General features: G+C 52.3%; 18 protein-coding genes. 10 read left to right on the top strand and 8 right to left on the bottom strand.

Going from position 1 to position 21,227, the window contains the following annotated elements:
• Window positions 1-177 precede the first annotated feature (177 nt).
• On the top strand, window positions 178-1,905 hold the full coding sequence (locus tag LG200_RS10765) for a methyl-accepting chemotaxis protein (RefSeq protein WP_226757631.1): 1,728 nt from the start codon (window positions 178-180) through the stop codon (window positions 1,903-1,905).
• 60 nt (window positions 1,906-1,965) lie between these two features.
• On the opposite strand, the gene adk is transcribed toward LG200_RS10765, so the two are convergent.
• From adk to LG200_RS10740, 5 genes are read right to left on the bottom strand one after another with little or no spacing between them, the layout of a single operon-like run.
• Window positions 1,966-2,622, bottom strand: a complete 657-nt coding sequence (gene adk, locus LG200_RS10760; protein WP_226757630.1) for an adenylate kinase — start codon at window positions 2,620-2,622, stop codon at window positions 1,966-1,968.
• Window positions 2,623-2,663: 41 nt separating this feature from the next.
• Window positions 2,664-3,431, bottom strand: coding sequence for a 16S rRNA (adenine(1518)-N(6)/adenine(1519)-N(6))-dimethyltransferase RsmA (gene rsmA, locus LG200_RS10755; RefSeq protein WP_226757629.1), 768 nt, complete (start codon window positions 3,429-3,431; stop codon window positions 2,664-2,666).
• The gene (gene pdxA / locus LG200_RS10750) at window positions 3,428-4,426 is read right to left on the bottom strand and encodes a 4-hydroxythreonine-4-phosphate dehydrogenase PdxA (protein ID WP_226757628.1); all 999 of its coding nucleotides are present in this window, start codon (window positions 4,424-4,426) and stop codon (window positions 3,428-3,430) included. The genes rsmA and pdxA overlap by 4 nt, the downstream gene beginning before the upstream one ends.
• A gap of 7 nt (window positions 4,427-4,433) precedes the next feature.
• Entirely contained in the window at window positions 4,434-5,753 is a 1,320-nt protein-coding gene (locus LG200_RS10745; protein WP_226757627.1) for a peptidylprolyl isomerase, read from the bottom strand.
• A 7-nt stretch (window positions 5,754-5,760) separates the two neighbouring features.
• On the bottom strand, window positions 5,761-8,196 hold the full coding sequence (locus LG200_RS10740; protein ID WP_226757626.1) for an LPS-assembly protein LptD: 2,436 nt from the start codon (window positions 8,194-8,196) through the stop codon (window positions 5,761-5,763).
• A gap of 238 nt (window positions 8,197-8,434) precedes the next feature.
• On the opposite strand from LG200_RS10740, the gene LG200_RS10735 reads away from it, so the two are divergent.
• The 6 genes from LG200_RS10735 to LG200_RS10710 are packed head-to-tail and all read left to right on the top strand — an operon-like array spanning window position 8,435 to window position 14,521.
• On the top strand, window positions 8,435-9,391 hold the full coding sequence (locus LG200_RS10735; protein WP_226757625.1) for an aminoglycoside phosphotransferase family protein: 957 nt from the start codon (window positions 8,435-8,437) through the stop codon (window positions 9,389-9,391).
• A complete protein-coding gene (gene murU, locus LG200_RS10730; RefSeq protein WP_226757624.1) occupies window positions 9,391-10,068 on the top strand; it encodes an N-acetylmuramate alpha-1-phosphate uridylyltransferase MurU in 678 nt (225 codons plus the stop codon). Before LG200_RS10735 ends, murU begins: the two co-directional genes overlap by 1 nt.
• Before the next feature lie 34 nt (window positions 10,069-10,102).
• Window positions 10,103-11,419, top strand: a complete 1,317-nt coding sequence (gene pepP, locus LG200_RS10725) for a Xaa-Pro aminopeptidase (RefSeq protein WP_226758240.1) — start codon at window positions 10,103-10,105, stop codon at window positions 11,417-11,419.
• Entirely contained in the window at window positions 11,416-12,594 is a 1,179-nt protein-coding gene (locus tag LG200_RS10720; protein WP_226757623.1) for an FAD-dependent oxidoreductase, read from the top strand. The genes pepP and LG200_RS10720 overlap by 4 nt, the downstream gene beginning before the upstream one ends.
• Window positions 12,595-12,597: 3 nt before the next feature.
• Complete coding sequence (locus LG200_RS10715; RefSeq protein WP_226757622.1) at window positions 12,598-13,770, top strand: FAD-dependent monooxygenase; 1,173 nt, start codon at window positions 12,598-12,600, stop codon at window positions 13,768-13,770.
• 25 nt (window positions 13,771-13,795) lie between these two features.
• Entirely contained in the window at window positions 13,796-14,521 is a 726-nt protein-coding gene (locus tag LG200_RS10710) for a DsbC family protein (RefSeq protein WP_226757621.1), read from the top strand.
• 33 nt (window positions 14,522-14,554) lie between these two features.
• On the opposite strand, the gene LG200_RS10705 is transcribed toward LG200_RS10710, so the two are convergent.
• Entirely contained in the window at window positions 14,555-15,766 is a 1,212-nt protein-coding gene (locus tag LG200_RS10705) for a type II secretion system F family protein (RefSeq protein WP_226757620.1), read from the bottom strand.
• 26 nt (window positions 15,767-15,792) lie between these two features.
• Complete coding sequence (pilB, locus tag LG200_RS10700) at window positions 15,793-17,514, bottom strand: type IV-A pilus assembly ATPase PilB (protein ID WP_226757619.1); 1,722 nt, start codon at window positions 17,512-17,514, stop codon at window positions 15,793-15,795.
• Between the two features lie 316 nt (window positions 17,515-17,830).
• On the opposite strand from pilB, the gene LG200_RS10695 reads away from it, so the two are divergent.
• Entirely contained in the window at window positions 17,831-18,034 is a 204-nt protein-coding gene (locus LG200_RS10695; RefSeq protein ID WP_011480361.1) for a cold-shock protein, read from the top strand.
• A gap of 89 nt (window positions 18,035-18,123) precedes the next feature.
• On the opposite strand, the gene icd is transcribed toward LG200_RS10695, so the two are convergent.
• Window positions 18,124-19,362, bottom strand: coding sequence for an NADP-dependent isocitrate dehydrogenase (icd, locus tag LG200_RS10690; RefSeq protein ID WP_226757618.1), 1,239 nt, complete (start codon window positions 19,360-19,362; stop codon window positions 18,124-18,126).
• A gap of 61 nt (window positions 19,363-19,423) precedes the next feature.
• Here icd and LG200_RS10685 point away from each other — a divergent pair, with 61 nt between their 5' ends.
• Entirely contained in the window at window positions 19,424-19,957 is a 534-nt protein-coding gene (locus LG200_RS10685; RefSeq protein ID WP_226757617.1) for an rRNA large subunit pseudouridine synthase E, read from the top strand.
• Window positions 19,958-20,075: 118 nt separating this feature from the next.
• The gene (gene aroC / locus LG200_RS10680) at window positions 20,076-21,161 is read left to right on the top strand and encodes a chorismate synthase (RefSeq protein ID WP_226757616.1); all 1,086 of its coding nucleotides are present in this window, start codon (window positions 20,076-20,078) and stop codon (window positions 21,159-21,161) included.
• Window positions 21,162-21,227 lie beyond the last annotated feature (66 nt).

Below are 21,227 nucleotides of genomic sequence, written 5' to 3'. Positions count from 1 at the left end.
CGGTTGTTGATGAATGTGACGGGTGAAAATGTCGCTCAAGTATTGCTGGCAAGAGTGAGGTGCGGAAAGGCTGTCGAATATTGAGCGTTTAATGATATTCATTGTATTGGATTCGGTTAGTTGGGAATTGTTAATAAAAATTATAAAAAAACAATAAATTAAAAGGAGTATGGAAAGATGAAAATGACTGACCTGAAAATAGGCGCAAGATTGGGCGGGGGGTTTACCGTTATTTTACTGTTGATGGTGGTGATGGTGATTGTGGGGATTACTCGGTTAGGCGAGGTTGGAAATACTGCCCGAAGGATGTCCGAGGTGGAATTGCCTACAGAGCGGGTTACCACGGAGTGGGCGTCTAATGGCGTGCAGAATGGCTTGAGGACCCTGGCAGCACTCAAGAATCAAGACAAGAACGTGCAGGATTACTACAAGGTGCAGATTCAGGAAGTTGCTGCTATCAATAAAGAGTTGGCGAAAAAGCTCGAAGGCATATTGACGAAGCCTGAAGAGAAGGCGAAGTTGGATGACGTCTTTGAAAAGCAAAAGGAATATAACCAGGTTCGGAATATGTTGTTCTCATTGCAGGAGAGCGGTGTTGATGCAGCCTTGCTGGAACAGAAAATAGTGGCGGAATTTATCCCTGCTCGCCAGAAGTATTTCGATAGCATTAATGCCCTGGTGAAGTTTGAGCAAGATGTTATCAACCAGGCTTCGGAAGAAATTCAGCAAGTGAGGCAGTCCAGTATCTGGGTATTGATTACGCTGGGCATGATTGCGTTGATTATAGGGGCCGCCTTTGCTTGGCGTCTCTCCCTCAGTATCACACGTCCATTATCCAAAGCGGTCAATGTGGCAAGAGCCGTGGCAGATGGAGATTTGACCAATGTAGTCACCGTAGACTCCAAAGACGAGATCGGGCAACTGTTGGCAGCATTGAAGGCAATGAATGAAAACCTTGCCAATATTGTCGGCGAGGTGCGCCATGGTACCGAGACGATTGCGACCGCATCCAGCGAAATTGCTACAGGTAATCTCGATCTCTCTTCCCGTACTGAAGAACAAGCAAGCTCGTTGGAAGAAACGGCCTCGGCAATGGAAGAGCTGACTTCAACCGTGAAACAAAATGCGGATAATGCCCGCCAGGCCAATCAGCTGGCGGTATCCGCCTCTGGTGTCGCTGTCCAGGGTGGAGAAGTGGTCGAGCAGGTCATTGCCACAATGAGTGCAATTACCGAGTCGTCCAAGCGTATTGCCGATATTATCGGTGTGATCGATGGCATTGCATTCCAGACTAATATTCTTGCCTTGAATGCGGCGGTGGAGGCGGCGCGTGCGGGAGAGCAGGGGCGTGGCTTTGCCGTAGTGGCCACGGAAGTTCGTAGCCTGGCGCAACGCTCGGCCAATGCCGCCAAGGAAATCAAGACCTTGATCGGTGATTCAGTTGCTAGCGTGGATGCTGGCAGCAGACTGGTTGAACAGGCTGGTTCCACCATGACTGAGGTCGTTAACAGTGTGAAACGAGTGACGGATATTGTGAGCGAGATCAGCGCTGCCAGCCAAGAGCAAAGCACGGGTATTGAGCAGGTCAATCAAGCCATCGGACAAATGGATGAAGTTACCCAGCAGAATGCAGCATTGGTGGAGGAGGCTGCCGCTGCTTCACAGTCCTTACAGGACCAGGCAGCCAATTTGGCCCAGGCTGTCAGCGTATTCAAGATCAGCGGATGGCAAGCCAAGCCAGTTGGGGCTCCTGCAGTAAAAGCCAAACCCGGCAATATCATCAAGCCCAAGGCGGTTGTCAAGTCCGGGCCAGCGCGTACGAAGCCGGCCGCTGCCAATAGTACGCCAGCTTCTGCATCAATAGCGGCATCGCCAATGTCTGGAGATGATTGGACTGAATTTTAATTCACCCACTAAATAAAAAAGCCGGGCATGGGCCCGGCTTTTTTATTGGGATGTCGCTGTTTATTTGCGTAGCGATTCCAGAATGCCCTCGCGGATTTTATCCACTTCGCCCAGGCCGGAAACCCTCACGTATTTTGGCGCATGTTCGCCGCCATTGCTGGCCCAGCTGGAATAGTAATTGACCAAAGGCTTGGTCTGGCTATGGTATACCTCCAACCGCTTGGCGACGGTTTCTTCCTTGTCGTCGTCACGCTGAACCAGGTCTTCTCCAGTCACGTCATCCTTGCCTGCCACTTTTGGCGGATTGAATATGACGTGATAAGTACGCCCAGAAGCCAGGTGCGAGCGTCTGCCGCTCATGCGTTTGATGATTTCTTCGTCAGGCACGTCGATTTCAACAACATAATCGATATTCACGCCAGCTTCTTTCATGGCCTCTGCCTGGGGGATAGTGCGTGGGAAACCATCAAACAGGAAGCCTTGCTGACAGTCGGCATCCTTGATGCGCTCTTTCACCAGCCCGATGATGACTTCATCGGGTACCAGGCCACCGGAATCCATATAACGCTTGGCTTCCAGGCCAAGCTGGGTGCCAGCCTTGACCGCAGCCCGCAACATATCCCCTGTCGATATTTGAGGAATACCGAATTGTTCCTTGATGAAGGTCGCCTGGGTGCCTTTGCCTGCGCCCGGTGCGCCTAATAGTATGACTCTCATGTGGTCTCCTCTTTTCAATCCGTAATTATATCAGTTGCCACTTAATCGGCGAGGTAATTGGCAATGTTGACGAATTCAGCAACGGACAGGTTTTCTGCCCGCAATTGTGAATCCAGCCCCAGTGCAGTGAAGCCTGTATCGTCCAGCAAGCCTTTCAGCGTATTGCGTAAGGTTTTGCGGCGCTGGCCGAACGCGCTTGTGACTATCCTGGCCAACAAGGCCTCATCTTTTGCTGGATACGGCAGGGTGGCATAGGGGACAGCCCTTACAAAAGCGGACTCGACTTTGGGAGCGGGGTCAAATGCCTCAGGCGGTACGGTGATCAGGTACTCCATCTGAAGGCGGTATTGCAGCATCACGGACAAGCGGCCATAGCTGGATGTTGAAGGGGCTGCCACCATGCGCTCCACCACTTCCTTTTGCAACATGAAATGCATATCGATAATGTGAGAAACGTTGTCCAACAGATGAAACAGTATCGGTGTGGAGATGTTGTACGGCAGGTTGCCGACGACACGGATATGGTCGCTTATCCGTGTAAAGTCAAATTTCAGGGCATCGCTATTGTGTATGGTGACTTTGCCTGCAGGATAAAATTCCTGCATCCAGCTGATGATATCGCGATCTATTTCCACCACGTGCAAGTGATCAAGGTGCTGTAACAGTGGCTGCGTCATGGCGCCGAGGCCTGGGCCAATCTCAATCATGGAATCCTGGGCTTGTGGCGCGATGGCTTCAATCAGGCTGTTGATAATGGCGCGGTCAGTCAGGAAATTCTGGCCAAAACGTTTCTTTGCAATATGCTTCATATATTGTTTCTGCCATGGCGGGCTAGAGTGATGGCAAGGTCTATGGCTGCCAGCAGGCTGCCGATATCGATATTGCCGCGTCCAGCAAGATCCAATGCTGTGCCGTGGTCCACCGAGGTGCGGATGATGGGCAAGCCCAGTGTGACATTGACGCCTCCGCCAAAACTGGCATGTTTCAAAACTGGCAACCCCTGGTCGTGATACATCGCGAGCACGCAATCCCCTTGCTGCAGGTTGTGTTGGGTAAATAATGTATCTGCAGGCAAGGGGCCTTTGAGCTGCATGCCTACAGCACGCAAGCGATCAAGCACTGGAGTGATGACATTGATTTCCTCCATACCCAAATGCCCGCCTTCGCCTGCATGAGGGTTAAGGCCGGTGACCAGGATACGTGGATTGGGAATGCCGAATTTTTTGACAAGGTCGTGATGCAGGATGCGGATGGTAGTTTCCAGGCTTTCCCTTGTGATGGCCTGGCTGACTTCTGCCAAGGGCAGGTGAGTGGTTGCCAGGGCTACCCGCAGATTACCACCAACAAGCATCATGACAACCTGGTCAGTGGTGGTGCGTTCAGCGAGAAATTCGGTATGGCCTGTGAAGGCAATGCCGGCATCGTTGATGATCCCTTTGTGTACAGGAGCTGTGACCATCGCATCAAACTCGTGCTGGATACAGCCTTCGATGGCACGCTCCAGAGTATGCAGTACATATTGCCCATTGCGGCTGTCCAGCTGGCCTGGCACCACTTTTTCCGAGGCTGGAATATGTAATACGGTCAGCGTGTCGCCACCCTCATGGCGATGTCTTTTCCCAGACTGGTAGGGAGTGATGGCCAGCGGCAAGCCAAGCTGAAGGGCACGTTCGATGAGCACCTTCTGGTCGGCGATCACGACAATGCTGGCTTCCAGGGGGCGGCTGGCAAGCATGACGCACAAGTCAATGCCTATGCCTGCCGGCTCGCCTGCGGTGAGGGCGATGTGAGTCAGGACGTTCACCGCGTGACTAGTATTTGTCTTCCAGTCGGTACTCAACATAGGCGCGATCGCGTAATTCTCGTACCCAATCCTGGTAGCTTTCATCAGACTTGCGAGCACGTATTTCCTGACGGGCCTTGAGGCGTGCGGCTTCCTTGCTCATGTCCTGCTTGCGACGCTCAACTACCTGAATGATATGCCAGCCAAAAGGTGTGCGCACCGGCTCGCTGATTTCATTCGGTTGCAGGGCATTCATGACTTTTTCGAACTGGGGTACGGTATCTCCTGGGTTGGTCCAGCCAAGATCGCCGCCATTGTTGGCTGAGGCATCTTCTGAATACTGGCGTGCCAGTTCGGCAAAGTCTGCACCGTTATCCAGCCGTTCCTTGATCGAGCCGATTTTGTGCTCGGCATCTTGTTCTGAAACGACTTCGCTCAGTTTGATCAGGATATGCCTGACGTGGGTCTGGTCAACTACCAGAGGAGAGCTGCCACCACGCCGGTTTGTGAGTTTCAGGATATGGTAGCCATTGGGGCTACGCAAAACTGTGGTGAGTTGTCCAGCTTGCAACGGCTGTAATGCATCCACGAACAAGGATGGTAATTGGGACGCTGTTTTCCAGCCCAGATTGCCGCCCTCCAGTGCATTGGGAGCATCTGAAAAGGCTGCCGAGACCTGTGCAAAATCAGTGCCACCTTGCAATTCTTTCAAAGCGGTTTCCGCTTTTGATTTGAGCTTCTGCAACTCTTCCGGGCTGCCTTCTTCAGGCGCGCGCACCAGAATGTGCGATACTTCGAACTCATCCTGAATATCGTTTCGCGACGATTGCGTAGTCAGGAAATTGTCAATTTCCGATTCTGTGACATTCATGCGGTTATCGACCTCGCGCTCGCGCAGGCGTGCCAGGATGATTTCGTTGCGAATGTCCTCACGGAACTTGCGATAGGGAATGCCTTCGGTTTCCAGCGCTTTTCTGAATTCGCCAGTACTAAGCTGGTTTTGCTCCGCAATGCGCTCTATGGTCTTGTCCAGCTGTGCATCGTCCACGCGCAGGCCGGTCTGGGCAGCATATTCCAACTGGAGCCTGTCATTGATCAGCCGCTCGAGAATCTGCTTTTCCAATATTTCTTTTGGCGGCAGTTGCGTACCTTGTTTTTCCAGTTGGGCTGTGACGGTTTGAATACGGTCAGCCAGTTCTTTTTCCGTGATCACGGCCTGGTCAACGATAGCCACAATACGGTCGAGCTTGGCGACTTCTGCGGCAGCCAGGGCATGGCTGCTGCTAATGGAAAGGGTCATCAGGGCAAAGAAAACCTTTGCCAGTGCTATAAATGAAAGATTGCGCATAGGATAATTACTGGTAGGAGTCCGGAATCAGGCTGGAGCTAGTATAGCCGGGAATGGCACGGTTAAGAAGTTTTAGCGGATTCTGTCCGATGGACGCAAGGCCGCCCAGCTCTAGCTGGAAGTAGAGTGCATAGTTGGCATCGGCAGTTGCCGTCGACACACGCTGCATCACGGTTCTGGCCTGCCAGCAGCCAGCATCGTATTCGAGTCCGGCAATACCTTCAATCGGCTGATTCTCGCGGAGGGAGTAGTTCCAGCGTCCCAGGCCATACCAACCTTGACCCAGGGGCCATTGACCGGAAATATTGATCTGCTCCAGGCGGTCTTCCGTGTAACGGTAGCCGATATTGAGTGTCTTGCCGGGCTCGGGGTTGTAGCGGGCACTGATATTGTTGCGGACGTATACATTGCGGTCGGTATTGTACTGGCCGAAGATGTCTATGTTCCAGTTGTTGAGCAATTTGGCAGTGATTTCGCCGATGATGTCGGAAGTGTCGCCGGAGCGCGGTGTTACGCCTGGCAGATAGACTTTCTCGTCTGTAAAATAATAACGCTGACCCAGAGTTACTGCCAGGCGTTGTTCACCGGTTTTCTTGCTGATGAGCCGGCTGGTTACCGCCATGGTCAACTGGTTTGCATTGTTGATACGGTCACTGCCGGTAAACTGGTTTTCCAGGAACAGTGAGCCCATGTTCAAGTCGGCCAGACTGGAGTCATAGACGGGGATCGTAGATTGGTCGCGATAGGGGATATAAGTATAGTAAAGACGCGGTTCCAGTGTTTGCGTATAGCGGTTTTTGACTATGCGCACATCACGGTCGAAGTAAAGCCCGCTATCCACGCTGAATATCGGCAGGTTACGGCTTTGGGACTGATACTCGCCTTGTTCTAGCAGCGTGCCATTACTGTCGCTTACTCTAAAGTCACCGTTATCCACCTGATAGCTTGTGTGATGTAAACCCAGCTTGGGCGTAATGTAGCCGTAAGGGCGGGCCATTGGCAGGCTGATGCTCGGATAGGCCACTAGGCGTTTGCCAGTAACCAGGGTATCTAACGTGCCGCCAGAAAGCGTGGCCTGGGTGCTGATTGCATTGGAATCACGGTCAAAATTTGCCCATTGACTCTGCAGGTTGACCGTGAACGGCCCCCAGTCATCATTGGCGGCCAAAGTCAGTTGCGGCAGGCGTTGCAACGGGTAGTTGAGGTTATCCAGTGTCTGGTATTTTTGCACCAATGCGTTGAAAGTCCATATGTCATCTGCATAATTGACATAAGCTTGTTGCGGCAGGTTCACCCGGCTGGTGGTGACAATGCGGGTGGACATTTCAGAAAAGTATTTGTCGTCTGAGACTTTTTCCAGGTTGTAGGCTGCAGTCCAGCCATTATGGAAATCGTGCAAATGTGCAAACTTGGCGTAGTAACGATTTTCTCCGCTACTACTGTCGCTAGGCAGGTACTCTAAGTTAGCTGTGCCCTGGTAATTGTCATCCAGATACCGGAATTCGCCCTGATACTGCATGCCACGCTTGCTCAAATAGCGGGTTGCAAGGGTGGCATCCATATCGGGTGCGATATTCCAGTAAAACGGCGTCAATAGCTCGAAACCGCTTCGACTGGTGGTTCCCCAGGTAGGTGCCAGCAGGCCGGATTTCCTCTGGTTGAGGAAAGAGAAATTGATCCAGGGGGTATAGAGTATGGGGACACCCTTGAACTCAACGCGCGCATTGCGTGCGGTGCCGGTCTTGGTGTAGTCATCAAGCTGCAGTTCTTTGGCTTTGATATACCAATCATCTGAACCCACTTCACAAGTGGTATAACGCGCACTTTTGAGTTTCTTGTGGTCCGGGCCTTCAAATACCACGCCTTTTGCATCGCCACGTGATGCACCCTGTTTCCGGCTGAGACCGGGTGCATAACCGCTTTCTTCGATATTTTGGTGGGTCAGCGAGGTATTGGCGCCAGTGGCGCCGTATGTTGTCACTGCGTTGTCCTGGTCCCGGTTTTTATCATTGTTACTGACGCCGAACTGGGGCATGTTGGCAAACTGGCTATCCAGCTCGAATTTGGGGTTTTTCATTTCGCCCACGCTATCACCAGGTCTGAGGCGTAGTTCCGGGCCCATCATTTTCCCGCCCTTGGTTTCCAGGCGGGCATTCCCTAGGACATGCAGTTCTTCATTTTGCACATCATATTCTATAGTGTCGCCGTAGACCTTTTCATCGCCAGTCATCAGGGATGCATTGCCAATCGACTTCAGTTTTCTGTCCAGGTATACCTCGAGTTTGTCCCCTTCGATCACAATGCTGTCAGGACTGGTTCCTGCATCGGCTTCCGGTGTGGTACTGTCTGTTGGAGTAGGACTTGTAGGGAGGTCTTCTGCATGTGCTGAGCCGAAACTTAAGCAAACAACTGCAACGAGGAAAGTAATCGGGCGAATTTTCACAATGTATGTTTGTAAACGGAAGGAGTGGGCGCGTGTTTGTTTTATGGATGATAAAATCGCATAATTTGCTGTTTTAAGCAATCCATAAATAAAACACTGCCTAGCTTTGTTGCTGAATTTAAAGGAAGTTTAATTTTCGCTTGGTAAATTAAATATTTACTAGTTTTTATCATGATCAATAAGAAGGTTCCTACTGTTGGTATCCCGCCTTGAACAATTAAATGAATGGCTTGCCATTGTGCTTGAAGGGAAGGTTTTTTCCCTGGCGGCAGCTTCTGCTGATGCCAGTTTCAGGCGCTATTTCCGCGTTTCTCTTGCTGATGGGCACACCCTGATTGCAATGGACGCCCCGCCACCGCAGGAGGATTGCCGTCCTTTTGTTCATGCGGCCGAGGTGTTTTCCGCCGCCGGACTGCATGTGCCCCGGGTGCGTGCCAAAGATCTGGAGCGGGGATTCCTGCTGCTGGATGACCTTGGGGATACCACCTATCTGCAATCGCTTACTGCGGAGACTGCTGACAGTTTGTACCGGGATGCCTGCCAGGCTCTGATCAAACTGCAGTCCGCGAGTACGCCGCAAGAGTTCCCGCCTTATGACGAGGCCTTGCTGAATCGGGAAATGCAGCTCTTCCCTGATTGGTACATTGGCAAGCATCTTGGCTTGACCCTTACAGAAAAACAGCAGGCAGTGATTCAGCAGTCCTTTGCCCTGCTCAACCGCAACATCCTGGCGCAAGGACAGGTGTATGTGCATCGTGATTACCATTCCCGCAACCTAATGGTATGTGGTGAGAACCCCGGTGTTCTGGATTTCCAGGACGCTGTCTATGGCGCTATTACCTATGATCTGGTGTCGTTACTCAAGGACGCCTATATCTCCTGGGAAGAAGACCGGGTGCTGGACTGGCTGATTCGATACTGGCAGGATGCAAAGCAGGCGGGCTTGCCGGTGCCGCAGGATATTGCCGATTTCTATCGGGATTTTGAGTGGATGGGCGTACAGCGCCACTTGAAGGTGCTGGGGATTTTCGCGCGTCTCTATCATCGGGACGGTAAAGAAGCGTATCTCAAGGATATGCCATTGGTGATGGATTACCTGCGTCGTGCATGTGCACGTTACATTGAGTTGCGGCCCTTGTTGCGCTTGCTGGATGAGCTCCAGGGCGTGGCATCGCAACAAGGGCTCACCTTCTGATGAAAGCCATGATATTGGCGGCCGGCAGAGGCGAGCGCATGCGGCCATTGACTGATCACACCCCCAAACCCCTGCTGGAAGTTGGCGGCAAAGCGCTGATTATCTGGCATCTAGAACGCCTGGCAGACGCGGGTTTCAACGAAGTCGTCATCAATCACGCCCATTTGGGCAGCCAGATCGAGGCGGCCCTGGGGAACGGAGCCCGCTGGGGCCTGTCCATTACTTATTCGCCGGAGCAGGCGGCGCTAGAGACTGCAGGTGGGATTGCCAACGCATTGCCACTGCTGGGTGACCAGCCTTTTCTTGTAGTGAATGGTGATGTGTTTACCGATCTGGATTTTGCACACCTGGCCAATGTCCTGTCCGAGACGCAACTGGCTTACCTGGTGCTGGTGGATAACCCACCGCAGCATGCCAACGGGGATTTTGGCTTTGATGATGGCAAGCTCTTGCTGGAGGGGGAAAAGCGCCTGACGTTTTCAGGCGTGGCGGTATATAGGCCGCAGTTGTTCAATGGAATCATGCGTGGGCAGGTGGCCAAGCTGGCCCCATTGCTGAAGGAAGCCGTTATGCGAGAACAGGCTGGTGCAGAATATCACTCTGGCCTCTGGCATGATATCGGCACTCCCGAGCGTTTGCAGGCTCTCGGCCAGCAATTGCGTGCCGGACCAAATTAATATCGATTATATAGTGAGCGAGTTACCCAAGAGCATGAGCCAGACAGAAGATTTTAGCGCCCGCAGGCAGCAATTGGTGCAGCAGATGGGAAAGGGCGCTGCCTTGATTCCGACAGCACCAGAGGCTATAAGAAATCGTGACAGCCACTATGCATATCGATTTGACAGCTATTTTTATTACCTTACCGGGTTTGATGAGCCGGAGTCATTGTTGTTGTTGATAGCGGGCGATCAGCCCAAGAGTATATTGTTTTGCCGCGAGAAGGACATGGAGCGAGAAATCTGGGATGGTTTCCGCCATGGTCCGCAGGGTGCGCAGTCTGCATTTGGTTTTGATGCGGCTTATCCGATCAGCCATCTTGATGAGCTGGTGCCTAAGCTATTGGGCAACCAGCCCAACCTGTATTTCAGCCTGGGTGCAGATGCTGCATGGGATCAGCGCGTCACAGGCTGGTTGCAGCAATTGCGCGCGCAGAGCCGCAATGGTACCGCTGCGCCAGCCAATATTGTAGACGTCAGGCAATTGCTGGATGAGATGCGGCTGGTCAAGTCAGCAGCGGAGCTGGATGTCATGAGGCACGCAGCAAACATTACTGCGCATGCCCACAAGCGCGTCATGCTGGCAACCAGGCCAGGCATGATGGAATATGAAGTTGAAGCGGAACTGTTGCATGAGTTTTATCGCCATGGCAGTCGGGCACCAGCTTATACCTCCATTGTTGCCGGCGGGGCCAATGCCTGCGTGTTGCATTATGTCAGCAATTCTGCCCGCCTGAATGATCATGAATTGCTGCTGATTGATGCCGGCTGCGAATTGAATGGCTATGCAGCCGATATTACCCGGACTTTTCCGGTGAATGGCAAATTCACTGCAGCGCAAAAAGACCTTTACGAGCTGGTACTGGCAGCGCAACAAGCGGCGATTGGACAGGTTAACCCAAACCAGCATTGGAATGCTCCACATGAAGCAGCGCTGGAAGTGCTGGTTCGCGGCTTCATTGATTTTGGCTTGTGCCAGGGCAGTGTGGAATCCGTGCTTGAGTCTGGCGATTACCGCCGTTTTTATATGCACCGCACTGGCCATTGGCTGGGGTTGGATGTGCATGATGCCGGTGAGTACAAGGATAGCAATGGAGATTGGCGCAAGTTAAAGCCGGGCATGGTACTCACGGTGGAACCGGGGTGTTATGTGCGTCCGGCAGACAATGTCCCCGAACATTTCTGGAACATTGGCATCCGCATTGAGGATGATGTGGCAGTCACGACGAAGGGTTGTGAAGTGATCACGGCAGCGGCACCGAAAACAGTCGCTGACATTGAGCAGTTGATGGCGAAAGCAGGTATTTCATGAGCAAGGGGCTGGATACCAATATCATGATTGTAGGTGGAGGCCCGGTGGGAGCCACGCTGGCATTGGCATTGCAGGAGGCAGGTGTACCTGTCACCCTGCTTGAGGCACGTGAGCAAGGAGCCTCGCATCAGGATCAGCGTGCATTGGCGTTATCATATGGCAGCCGCTTGATACTGGAACGACTGGGTTTGTGGACGGAGCTGGAGCCCAAGGCGACGCCGATCAATACTATTCATGTATCTCAACGCGGCAGTTTTGGCCGCACTTTGCTCAAGGCTAATGAGCATGGTCAGCCCGCGCTTGGATACGTGTTGTCCTACGGTGCGTTGAGCGCGGCATTGGATAACGCCATGAAGAATTTCCCTGGAATCAGCATCGTCAATGGGGCTGAAGCGACAGCCATCAATCCTGCCTCCGATGCTGTTCATATCAGTTATCGGCATCAAGGCCGGGAGCATGCATATAGTGCTGCATTTGCCGTGCTTGCCGACGGCGGGCGCGGCCTGGGCGATATTCCAGGTCTGCAACGGGAAACCAAGCATTATGGACATGATGCGCTGGTAGCCAAGGTGCAGTGCGAGCTGCCGCACGACAATATCGCATATGAGCGTTTTACCGCTGCAGGTCCGGTGGCGTTGTTGCCTAATGGGGATCGTGATTTTTCACTGGTCTGGACCGGCAAGGCGGAAGAGGTTGCCAAATTGCTGAAGCTGGAGGACGAGGCTTTTCTAAGTGCCTTGCATGAGCATTTTGGCGATCGGGTGGGCAGGTTCCTTACCGTTGGCAAACGCCTGAGTTTTCCTTTACGCCTGTCCTATCTGAAGTCCGTGACGGCTCCCCATCTTGCGATCATCGGTAATGCAGCGCAAACCATGCACCCTGTTGCCGGCCAGGGGTTCAATGTGGGAATGCGTGATGCCTGGGAGCTGGCTCAGATGCTGGCACAAACGGTGCCGAGCGAATGGGGAAGTGAAAACATGCTGAGTGCCTATCAGTCCAGTCGAAAGACAGATACCCGCAGCGGCCTCATATTCACCGATTTCCTGGTCAATGTGTTTTCCAATGATATTGTTGGGCTGCGCAAGCTACGTGCATTAGGCCTGGGCTTGCTCGATGTTGTGCCACTGGCGAAAAACCGCCTGGTGGGCAAAATGAGCTTTGGGCCGAAAGGATGATGCGTGACGACTGATCACCAAGGTTTTGACATTATTGTCGTGGGCGGTGGCCTGGTTGGCACCGCTTGCGCTGTAGCTTTAACGCTGCAAGGCTATCGTTTGGCCATGATTGATCGTGGTCATGCTGACAAGGATGTAAGTCCGGATTGGGATAGCCGGATTTATGCCATCAGCCCTGGCAATGTGGCATGGCTGCAAAGCTTGGGGGTTTGGGCCAAACTCGATGCAGCACGCTGCTGCCCGATCAGGAACATGGATATCTGGGCTGGCACAAAGGCTTCCCTGGAATTTGATGCCTATGAATCCAGCCTGCCCGATCTGGGCGTGATAGTTGAAGGCGGGCGTTTGCAGCATGCCTTGCATCAGCGGCTGCATGAGCTGGATGTCCCGCGTTTTTCCGGTATTGAGTGTGAGGCAGTGGAGTTTCATCCAGGCAGCACAGTACTTGCGGATACGGCTGGCAAGCAGTGGTATGCCAGTCTATTTGTGGCTGCTGACGGCGGCGGATCATGGCTGCGTCATCAGGCAGATATCACAAGCCAGCGACACGACTATGCGCAGCAAGGGGTGGTTGCTAATTTTGAATGCCAGCAATCTCATCAGTTTCGCGCGCGGCAATGGTTTCTGGACGAGGAGATACTGGCCTGGCTTCCGCTTCCGGGTAAGCGAATTTCCATGGTGTGGTCTGCTCCCAATGCCAAGGCTGAGCAGTTGATGCAAATGGATGCCGTGGCTTTTGCACAGGAGGTCGCCGCTGCCGGCCAGCACCAACTGGGAGATTTTCGCCTGATTACTGCTCCTGCCGCTTTTCCGCTCCTGCTGCAAACCCCTGCGGCACTGGTCAAGCCAGGTTTGGTCTTGGTGGGGGATGCTGCGCACCAGATACATCCGCTGGCCGGACAGGGGGTCAATTTGGGATTTCGGGATATTGTGGCCCTTGCCAGTGCCCTAGGGGCGCCAAATCCGGTGCGTATGCCCGGAGATATCGCTGCCTTGCGCCGGTATGAGCGAGCGCGCAAAGGAGATATGATGGCGATGCGTGTCGTGACCCACGGCTTGCATGGCCTGTTTGCGCATGAGCAGCCATGGATCAAGAAGCTGCGGAGCTGGGGATTACAGCAGGTGAATATGCATGCTGGACTGAAGAAGCACCTGATACAACAAGCTATTATTTGAATTGAGAAAGATATTTATGCCGAGTATGTCGAAGAAGTGGATTGCTGTGCTGGTAGCTACCCTGTTGGGAAGCAGTGCATGTGCAGATGAGGCGAGCCTGAAAAAAACAATTGAAGCCACTTATCCAAAAGTGAAGGTGGATAGCATAGTCAAGACACCCTATGCCGGGCTTTATGAGGTGTTTCTCGATGGACAGATTGTCTATACGGACGACAAATTCAGCTTCCTGATTGCCGAAGGCCGGCTGGTGGAACCTAAAACCAAACGGGACATTACTGGCGAGCGGCTGGATGAGCTGACCCGTGTTGATTTCTCCGCATTGCCACTGGATCAGGCAATCAAGGTGGTCAAGGGTAATGGCAGCAAGAAGCTGGTCGTATTTTCAGATCCCGACTGTCCCTACTGCAAGCGGCTGGAGCAGAAAGAGCTGACCAGTATCACGGATGTGACCATCTATACATTCCTCTTTCCACTGGAACAACTGCATCCTGATGCGGGTAACAAATCCAGGGCTATCTGGTGTGCCCCTGACCGTTCCAAGGCTTGGCAGGATTGGGTATTGAATGGACAGCTCCCCAAGGCGCAAGGTACCTGCGATACACCCATAGAGAAAATTGCCGAACTTGGCAAGAAAATGAATGTAACCAGCACCCCCACCTTGATATTTGCTGATGGCAAACGCATGCTGGGCGCCTATCCGGCCAAGGATATTGAAAAAGCCATGGCCGGTGCGGCAAGTGCCAAGAAATAATTACTGCAAGCTCAATATCGTGTGAGCTTGCAACTAGACTACCTGTCCCATCTTGAATATCGGCAGGTACATCGCAATCACCAAGCCACCGATCAATGTACCCAATACCACCATGATGATAGGCTCCATCAGGCTGGATAATCCTTCTACTGCGTCATCCACTTCACCTTCATAGAAATCGGCAACCTTAGACAGCATAGAGTCCAATGCACCGGACTCCTCGCCGATGGCTACCATCTGCAACACCATGTTGGGAAACACTTCTGCATTTTGCATCGCTACCGTTAAACTGGTACCCGTACTGATTTCACTCTGGATTTTCTTGGTGGCATCAAAATAAACGCGGTTACCGGAAGCTCCTGCTACTGAGTCCAGGGCTTCAACCAGGGGCACGCCCGCAGCGAACATGGTGGAAAGCGTGCGCGCAAAACGGGCAACGGTGGCTTTGCGGATCAGCTCACCAAATAAGGGAAGCTTCAGGAGCAGCCTGTCCATCGTGGATTGCATTTTCTCGGAACGTTTCCATGTGTAGAAAAAGAACCACAGGCCACCACCTATCGAACCGAAAATGGCCCACCAGTATTCAACAAAGAAATCGGAAATGGACATCACAATCAGTGTTGGTGCAGGTAGGTCGGCCCCGAAGCTGCTGAAGAGCTCCTTGAATGCAGGGATCACGAAAATCATGATGACCGCAGTAATGACAAATGCCACGACGATAATCGAAACCGGGTAGAAGAGGGCAGACTTGATCTTGCTCTTGATCGCGAGAATCTTTTCCTTATACGAGGCCAAACGGTCAAGTAGGGAGTCTAGGATACCTGCCTGCTCGCCTGCACCGACCAAGTTGCAGAACAGGTTATCGAAATACAGTGGATATTTCCGGAATGCCTGGCTCAGGCTGCTGCCGGTTTCCACGTCAGCCTTGATGTCGCCCAGCAACTTGCTCACAGCCGGATTGCTGTGGCCCTTGCCCACGATATCAAAGGCTTGAAGCAATGGCACGCCAGCTTTCATCATGGTGGCAAGCTGGCGGGTAAATAGCGTGACATCCTTGTCGGTAACCTTGCCCCCGCTTTTGAAGCCGCGCTGTTTTGATACCTTGAGAACATTGATGCCCTGGCGACGCAGAGTGGCCTTGACGAAAGCCTCACCCGACGCTTTCATCTCCCCTTTGACGCGCTTGCCTTTTTTATCCGTACCCTCCCACGAGTACGTGACCTCTTTGGTTTCCTTGGCAGCCATGTGCTTCCTATCGTATTGCTTTCGCGTTATTCGTTAGTGACCGCTTCGATTTCTGCTATCGAGGTAAGCCCTTGTTTTACCTTCAACAGGCCAGACTGCCTGAGATCCCTGACTCCTTCTTTCTGTGCCTGGTCTGCAATGTCATGCGATGTGCCATTTTTCATGATGATACGGCTCATTTCATCGGATACCGGCATTACCTGGTAAATGCCTACCCGGCCCTTGTAGCCATCATTGCACAGATCACATCCGCCCTCCTTGGGTTCATAGGGTTGCCAGCTGCCATCCAGTTCTTCTTCGTGAAAGCCAAGATTCAGCAAGACTTCTCGCGGAATATCAGCGGGCTGCTTGCAATGCGGGCATAGCTTGCGAGCCAGCCGTTGCGCAGTAATGAGAGAAACAGCCGACGCAATGTTGAAGGGTGCCACTCCCATATTCACCAGGCGTGTCAGTGTTGATGGCGCATCGTTGGTGTGCAGGGTGGAAAGCACCATATGTCCGGTAGAGGCAGCTTTGATCGCCATATCGGCGGTTTCCAGATCTCGAATTTCACCAATCATGATGATGTCTGGATCCTGGCGCAGGAATGATTTGAGCGCTGCGGCAAATGTCAGGCCCTGCTTGTCATTGACGTTAACCTGGTTGACACCTGGCAAGGGAATCTCTGCTGGATCTTCTGCGGTGGAAATATTGACCTCAGGGTCATTGAGAATGTTGAGGCAGGTGTACAAGGAGACTGTTTTCCCCGAACCGGTCGGCCCCGTTACCAGCACCAGACCATAAGGACGACTGACCGCATGCAGCAATGCTTCTTTTTGCTCGGGTTCATATCCCAGGGCATCAATACCGAGCTTGGCGCTGCTTGGATCAAGAATCCGCATGACGATTTTCTCGCCATTGATCATGGGCAATGTGCTGACACGGAAGTCAATGGTGCGTGTTTTGGATAGCACCAGTTTCATGCGTCCATCCTGTGGCACCCGTTTCTCAGAAATGTCCAGGTTGGAAATGACCTTGATGCGCGAGGCCAGCTTTTCCCTGATGGCCAATGGCGGTTGGGCGATTTCGCGCAATATGCCGTCTACCCGGTAACGGATACGGAAGAATTTTTCATAAGGCTCGAAATGCAGGTCTGATGCGCCCATGTTAATGGCATCCATCAGTATCTTATGAATATATTTGACGATAGGGGCATCGTCAATTTCAGCGGCTGCTGGATCAGGCTCATTGCTCTTTTCTTCCGACGCCAGCTCCAGTCCAAAATCATCATCATCGGAGAGGGACTGCAGGGTGGTGTCGCTGGCCTCGACAATTTTGTCTATCCACTTGCCCAGTTTGTCATCTTCAACAATGATCGGTACCAGTGTCATCCCGGTCTGGAATTGGACATCATCCAGCGCATGCAAATTGGTGGGGTCTGAAAGGGCAACAAACATGTTATTGCCGCGGTTATGCAATGCCATGGAACGGCTGCTGCGCATCAGTTGGGGATTGATGCCCTTGGCAGGAAGGTAGTCCTGGCTTAATGCATTCAGATCAAATAGCGGGAAGCCGAAAGCGTGGGAAGCGGCTTCGGCGATTTGCAGAGGGGAAAGCCGCTTGCTCTGCAGGAGTTGGGCAATAAAGGAGTTCTGGTGCTTGACGGCTGCAGATTGTAGTGCAATGGCCTCATCTTCGCTAAGCAGCTTTTGGTGAATGAGCATGCGCGCAAGTCCGCCTAACTTGCTTGGTAAAGTCACAGCAGCCATCAGTATTCAGCCGACCCCTTCATGATCACGCAAAATCCAATCAATAATTAGGCATTGATGATGCATGCTGGCATTTTTTTTGTAAAGCACCCATCCATCGCAGCTGGCATTTATTCTCTATGTTTTTTTATGAAAATCCGGTAAAAATGCAAATTAACCTATAAAAGCGCTTGACTTATTCGAATAACCCACGTAAAAACGCGTTCAGGCGTTTGGAATTCGAGTGCATTGTAGCCGGCAACTACCGACTTAAATTCTTGAAGTACAAACTTTTGGGGTCGCCTCCCCTTGAATGTTTTAAGCAAGGAAGTATGAAATGGCAACAGGTACCGTAAAGTGGTTTAATGATTCCAAAGGTTTTGGTTTCATTACCCCGGACGATGGTGGCGACGATTTGTTCGCACACTTCTCCGCAATTGTAGAAGCTGGCTACAAGAGTCTGAAGGAAGGTCAACGCGTATCATTTGATGTTACCGAAGGCCCAAAGGGCAAGCAGGCTTCTAATATCCAGAAGGCCTAAGCTTGGCTCACTGATGACTATATAGTCTTCAAAATAAAAAAGGCCGGAGAAATCCGGCCTTTTTTATTTTTGGTCCTCGGTTGAGGGGGTTACATGTGTTTGACAATTTCCGCGCCGAACTCGGCACTGCCCACTTGGGTAGCCCCTTCCATTTGCGATGAGAAGTCATGGGTCACACGTTTTGCCTGGATTGCGCTGGCAACACCCTTGAGCACCAAGTCAGCTGCTTCAGTCCATCCCAAGTGACGCAACATCATTTCGGCTGAAAGAATCAGCGAGCTGGGATTGGCAATATCCTTGCCGGCAATCTTGGGCGCCGTGCCATGGGTAGCTTCAAACATGGCAACGGTATCCGAGATATTGGCACCAGGAGCAATGCCGATACCGCCGACCTGGGCCGCCAGCGCATCGGAAATATAATCGCCATTGAGGTTAAGTGTAGCTACCACATCGTAATCCGCTGGATGCAGCAAGATTTCCTGCAGGAATGCATCGGCGATACAATCCTTGATGATGATGCCATTAGGCAGCTTGCACCATGGTCCGCCATCAATTTCTACAGCACCAAACTCTTCCTTGGCAACTTCATATCCCCAGGTCTTGAAGCCGCCTTCGGTGAACTTCATGATATTGCCCTTGTGGGCTATCGTCACGGACTTGCGGTTGTTATCTATGGCGTACTGGATAGCCTTGCGTACAAGACGCTTGCTGCCGTCCACAGATACCGGCTTGATGCCGATGGCAGACGTTTCAGGGAAACGGATTTTCTTGCGTACACCCATGTCGCTCAGAAAGCCGATGACCTTTTTCACTTCGTCAGTGCCGGCCGCCCATTCGATACCGGCATAAATGTCTTCAGTATTTTCGCGGAAAATGACCATATCGGTTTTTTCCGGATGCTTGACTGGGCTTGGCACGCCTTGGAAGTACTGGATAGGGCGCAGGCAGACGTAGAGGTCCAGTTCCTGGCGTAATGTAACGTTCAGTGAGCGTATGCCGCCCCCGACAGGGGTGGTCAGTGGGCCCTTGATGGAAATGACATAATCCTTGACAGCCTTTAGGGTTTCATCTGGCAGCCAAGTGTTATCACCATATGCTTTGACTGATTTTTCGCCAGCATATACTTCCATCCATGCAATGGCACGCTGGCCGCCATACGCCTTGGCAACAGCGCTATCCACTACATGTTGCATTGGTGGAGTAATATCCACGCCGATGCCGTCACCCTCGATAAATGGGATAATCGGGTTGTTGGGTACATTGAGCGTATTGTCGGCGTTGACGGTGATTTTCTCGCCATGCGCTGGCACATTAATTTTCGTAGACATTCAAAACAATCCTATTCAAACGCTATAGAGTTAACAGGCGTAATTATTGCAAGAGATCAAGATGCTGATTTTATTCAACAAACCCTATGGTGTAATCTGTCAGTTCAGCCCACATGAAAAACACGAGACGTTAAAGGATTATATTGCCGTCCCCGAAGTCTATGCTGCAGGGAGGCTGGATACTGACAGTGAAGGTCTGCTCATTTTAACCGATGATGGCGTGCTACAACACCGTATATCGCATCCCAGGCACAAAGAATTCAAAACCTATTGGGTACAGGTTGAGGGAGATCCTACTGATGCTGACTTGCAGCCATTGAGGCAAGGAGTGGATCTGGGCGACTTTGTCACCCGTCCGGCCAAGGTAAGGCGAATGGATGAGCCTGCCGGATTATGGCCACGCCACCCTCCGATCCGTGAACGCAAGGCAATTCCTGTTACATGGCTGGAAATGCAGATCAGTGAAGGCAAGAACCGCCAGGTACGCAGGATGACAGCCAATATTGGCTTTCCTACCCTCCGCTTGATTCGCTACGCTGTGGGAGCGCATACCCTGGATGGGATAGAGCCAGGAGCCTGGAAAAGCATAGCGTGATTATACTGTAAGAGTCGTCTATGGCTGTTCTGCAAGGCCATTGCTGGCAAAATTCGCAAAACAGATATGTTAAACTCGCGCATTACTTCCGAACAATATTGATTAAAAGAGACGGCCCATGTCCGGCAATACCATAGGTACCCTGTTTACGTTGACTTCATTTGGCGAATCCCACGGCCCGGCCATAGGCGGGGTGATCGACGGATGTCCGCCGGGACTGGAGCTATCCGTTGAGGATATTCAGCAGGAGCTGGACAGGCGCAAGCCGGGTACTTCACGTCATGTGACCCAGCGCAAGGAGCCGGATACGGTAGAAATCCTCTCAGGCGTGTTTGAGGGCAGAACCACTGGCACGCCAATAGGCCTGCTGATCCGCAATCAGGATCAGCGCAGCCAGGATTACGGCAAGATAGCCGAGACTTTCCGTCCCGGGCATGCGGATTACACCTACTGGCAGAAATACGGCATACGCGACTATCGTGGCGGGGGGCGTTCCAGCGCACGGGAAACCGCAGTGCGCGTGGCCGCTGGTGCCATTGCCAAAAAATGGCTCAAGGAGCGCTATGGCGTAAATATTCGTGGCTATATGAGCCAATTGGGCGAGATTGCGATTCCATTCCGCTCATGGGATGCCGTACGCGAGAATGTATTTTTCGCTGCGGATAACGATATCGTGCCTAAGCTTGAGGCTTACCTCGACAAAATCCGCAATGAGCGTGATTCCGTCGGGGCGCGCATTACTGTCGTAGCCCAGGGCGTGCCTGTTGGTTGGGGTGAGCCGGTTTATGACAGGCTGGATGCCGATATTGCCTATGCCATGATGGGTATCAATGCGGCTAAAGGGGTGGAGATCGGCGATGGGTTTGCCAGTGTGGCCCAACGGGGATCGTTGCATAGCGATGAGCTGGCGCCAGATGGTTTTGCCAGCAATCATGCGGGTGGCGTGCTGGGGGGTATTTCCAGCGGGCAGGACTTGGTTGCACATGTTGCATTCAAGCCGACTTCCAGTATTCCACAGCTGCGTCATTCTATAGACAAGCAAGGTGCCGCGCTTGAGATGCAGACTACCGGCCGCCATGATCCTTGTGTAGGGGTACGTGCGACGCCTATCGTAGAGGCCATGATGGCATTGGTACTGATAGACCATGCACTGCGTCACCGGGGACAGAATGCAGATGTGGCGGTTGATACCGTCAAGATATAGATGCAGGCGGGCTCCAGAGTCTCCCGATTGAAGGAAGCGCTGATGCGCTTCCTTTTTTCTTGCTGA

This window comes from Methylobacillus caricis, from assembly GCF_020532705.1.
Taxonomy (GTDB): domain Bacteria; phylum Pseudomonadota; class Gammaproteobacteria; order Burkholderiales; family Methylophilaceae; genus Methylobacillus; species Methylobacillus caricis.
The sequence above is the reverse complement of the archived record's forward strand: the minus strand, read 5'-3'. Positions and strand labels throughout refer to the sequence as shown.

Excerpts from the sequence above, each read along its gene's own strand:
- LG200_RS10765 (WP_226757631.1), top strand. The coding sequence starts at position 178 with ATGAAAATGACTGACCTGAAAATAGGCGCAAGATTGGGCGGGGGGTTT.
- adk (WP_226757630.1), bottom strand. The coding sequence starts at position 2,622 with ATGAGAGTCATACTATTAGGCGCACCGGGCGCAGGCAAAGGCACCCAG.
- rsmA (WP_226757629.1), bottom strand. The coding sequence starts at position 3,431 with ATGAAGCATATTGCAAAGAAACGTTTTGGCCAGAATTTCCTGACTGAC.
- LG200_RS10745 (WP_226757627.1), bottom strand. The coding sequence starts at position 5,753 with ATGCGCAATCTTTCATTTATAGCACTGGCAAAGGTTTTCTTTGCCCTG.
- murU (WP_226757624.1), top strand. The coding sequence starts at position 9,391 with ATGAAAGCCATGATATTGGCGGCCGGCAGAGGCGAGCGCATGCGGCCA.
- pepP (WP_226758240.1), top strand. The coding sequence starts at position 10,103 with ATGAGCCAGACAGAAGATTTTAGCGCCCGCAGGCAGCAATTGGTGCAG.
- LG200_RS10720 (WP_226757623.1), top strand. The coding sequence starts at position 11,416 with ATGAGCAAGGGGCTGGATACCAATATCATGATTGTAGGTGGAGGCCCG.
- LG200_RS10710 (WP_226757621.1), top strand. The coding sequence starts at position 13,796 with ATGTCGAAGAAGTGGATTGCTGTGCTGGTAGCTACCCTGTTGGGAAGC.
- LG200_RS10705 (WP_226757620.1), bottom strand. The coding sequence starts at position 15,766 with ATGGCTGCCAAGGAAACCAAAGAGGTCACGTACTCGTGGGAGGGTACG.
- pilB (WP_226757619.1), bottom strand. The coding sequence starts at position 17,514 with ATGGCTGCTGTGACTTTACCAAGCAAGTTAGGCGGACTTGCGCGCATG.
- LG200_RS10695 (WP_011480361.1), top strand. The coding sequence starts at position 17,831 with ATGGCAACAGGTACCGTAAAGTGGTTTAATGATTCCAAAGGTTTTGGT.
- icd (WP_226757618.1), bottom strand. The coding sequence starts at position 19,362 with ATGTCTACGAAAATTAATGTGCCAGCGCATGGCGAGAAAATCACCGTC.
- LG200_RS10685 (WP_226757617.1), top strand. The coding sequence starts at position 19,424 with ATGCTGATTTTATTCAACAAACCCTATGGTGTAATCTGTCAGTTCAGC.
- aroC (WP_226757616.1), top strand. The coding sequence starts at position 20,076 with ATGTCCGGCAATACCATAGGTACCCTGTTTACGTTGACTTCATTTGGC.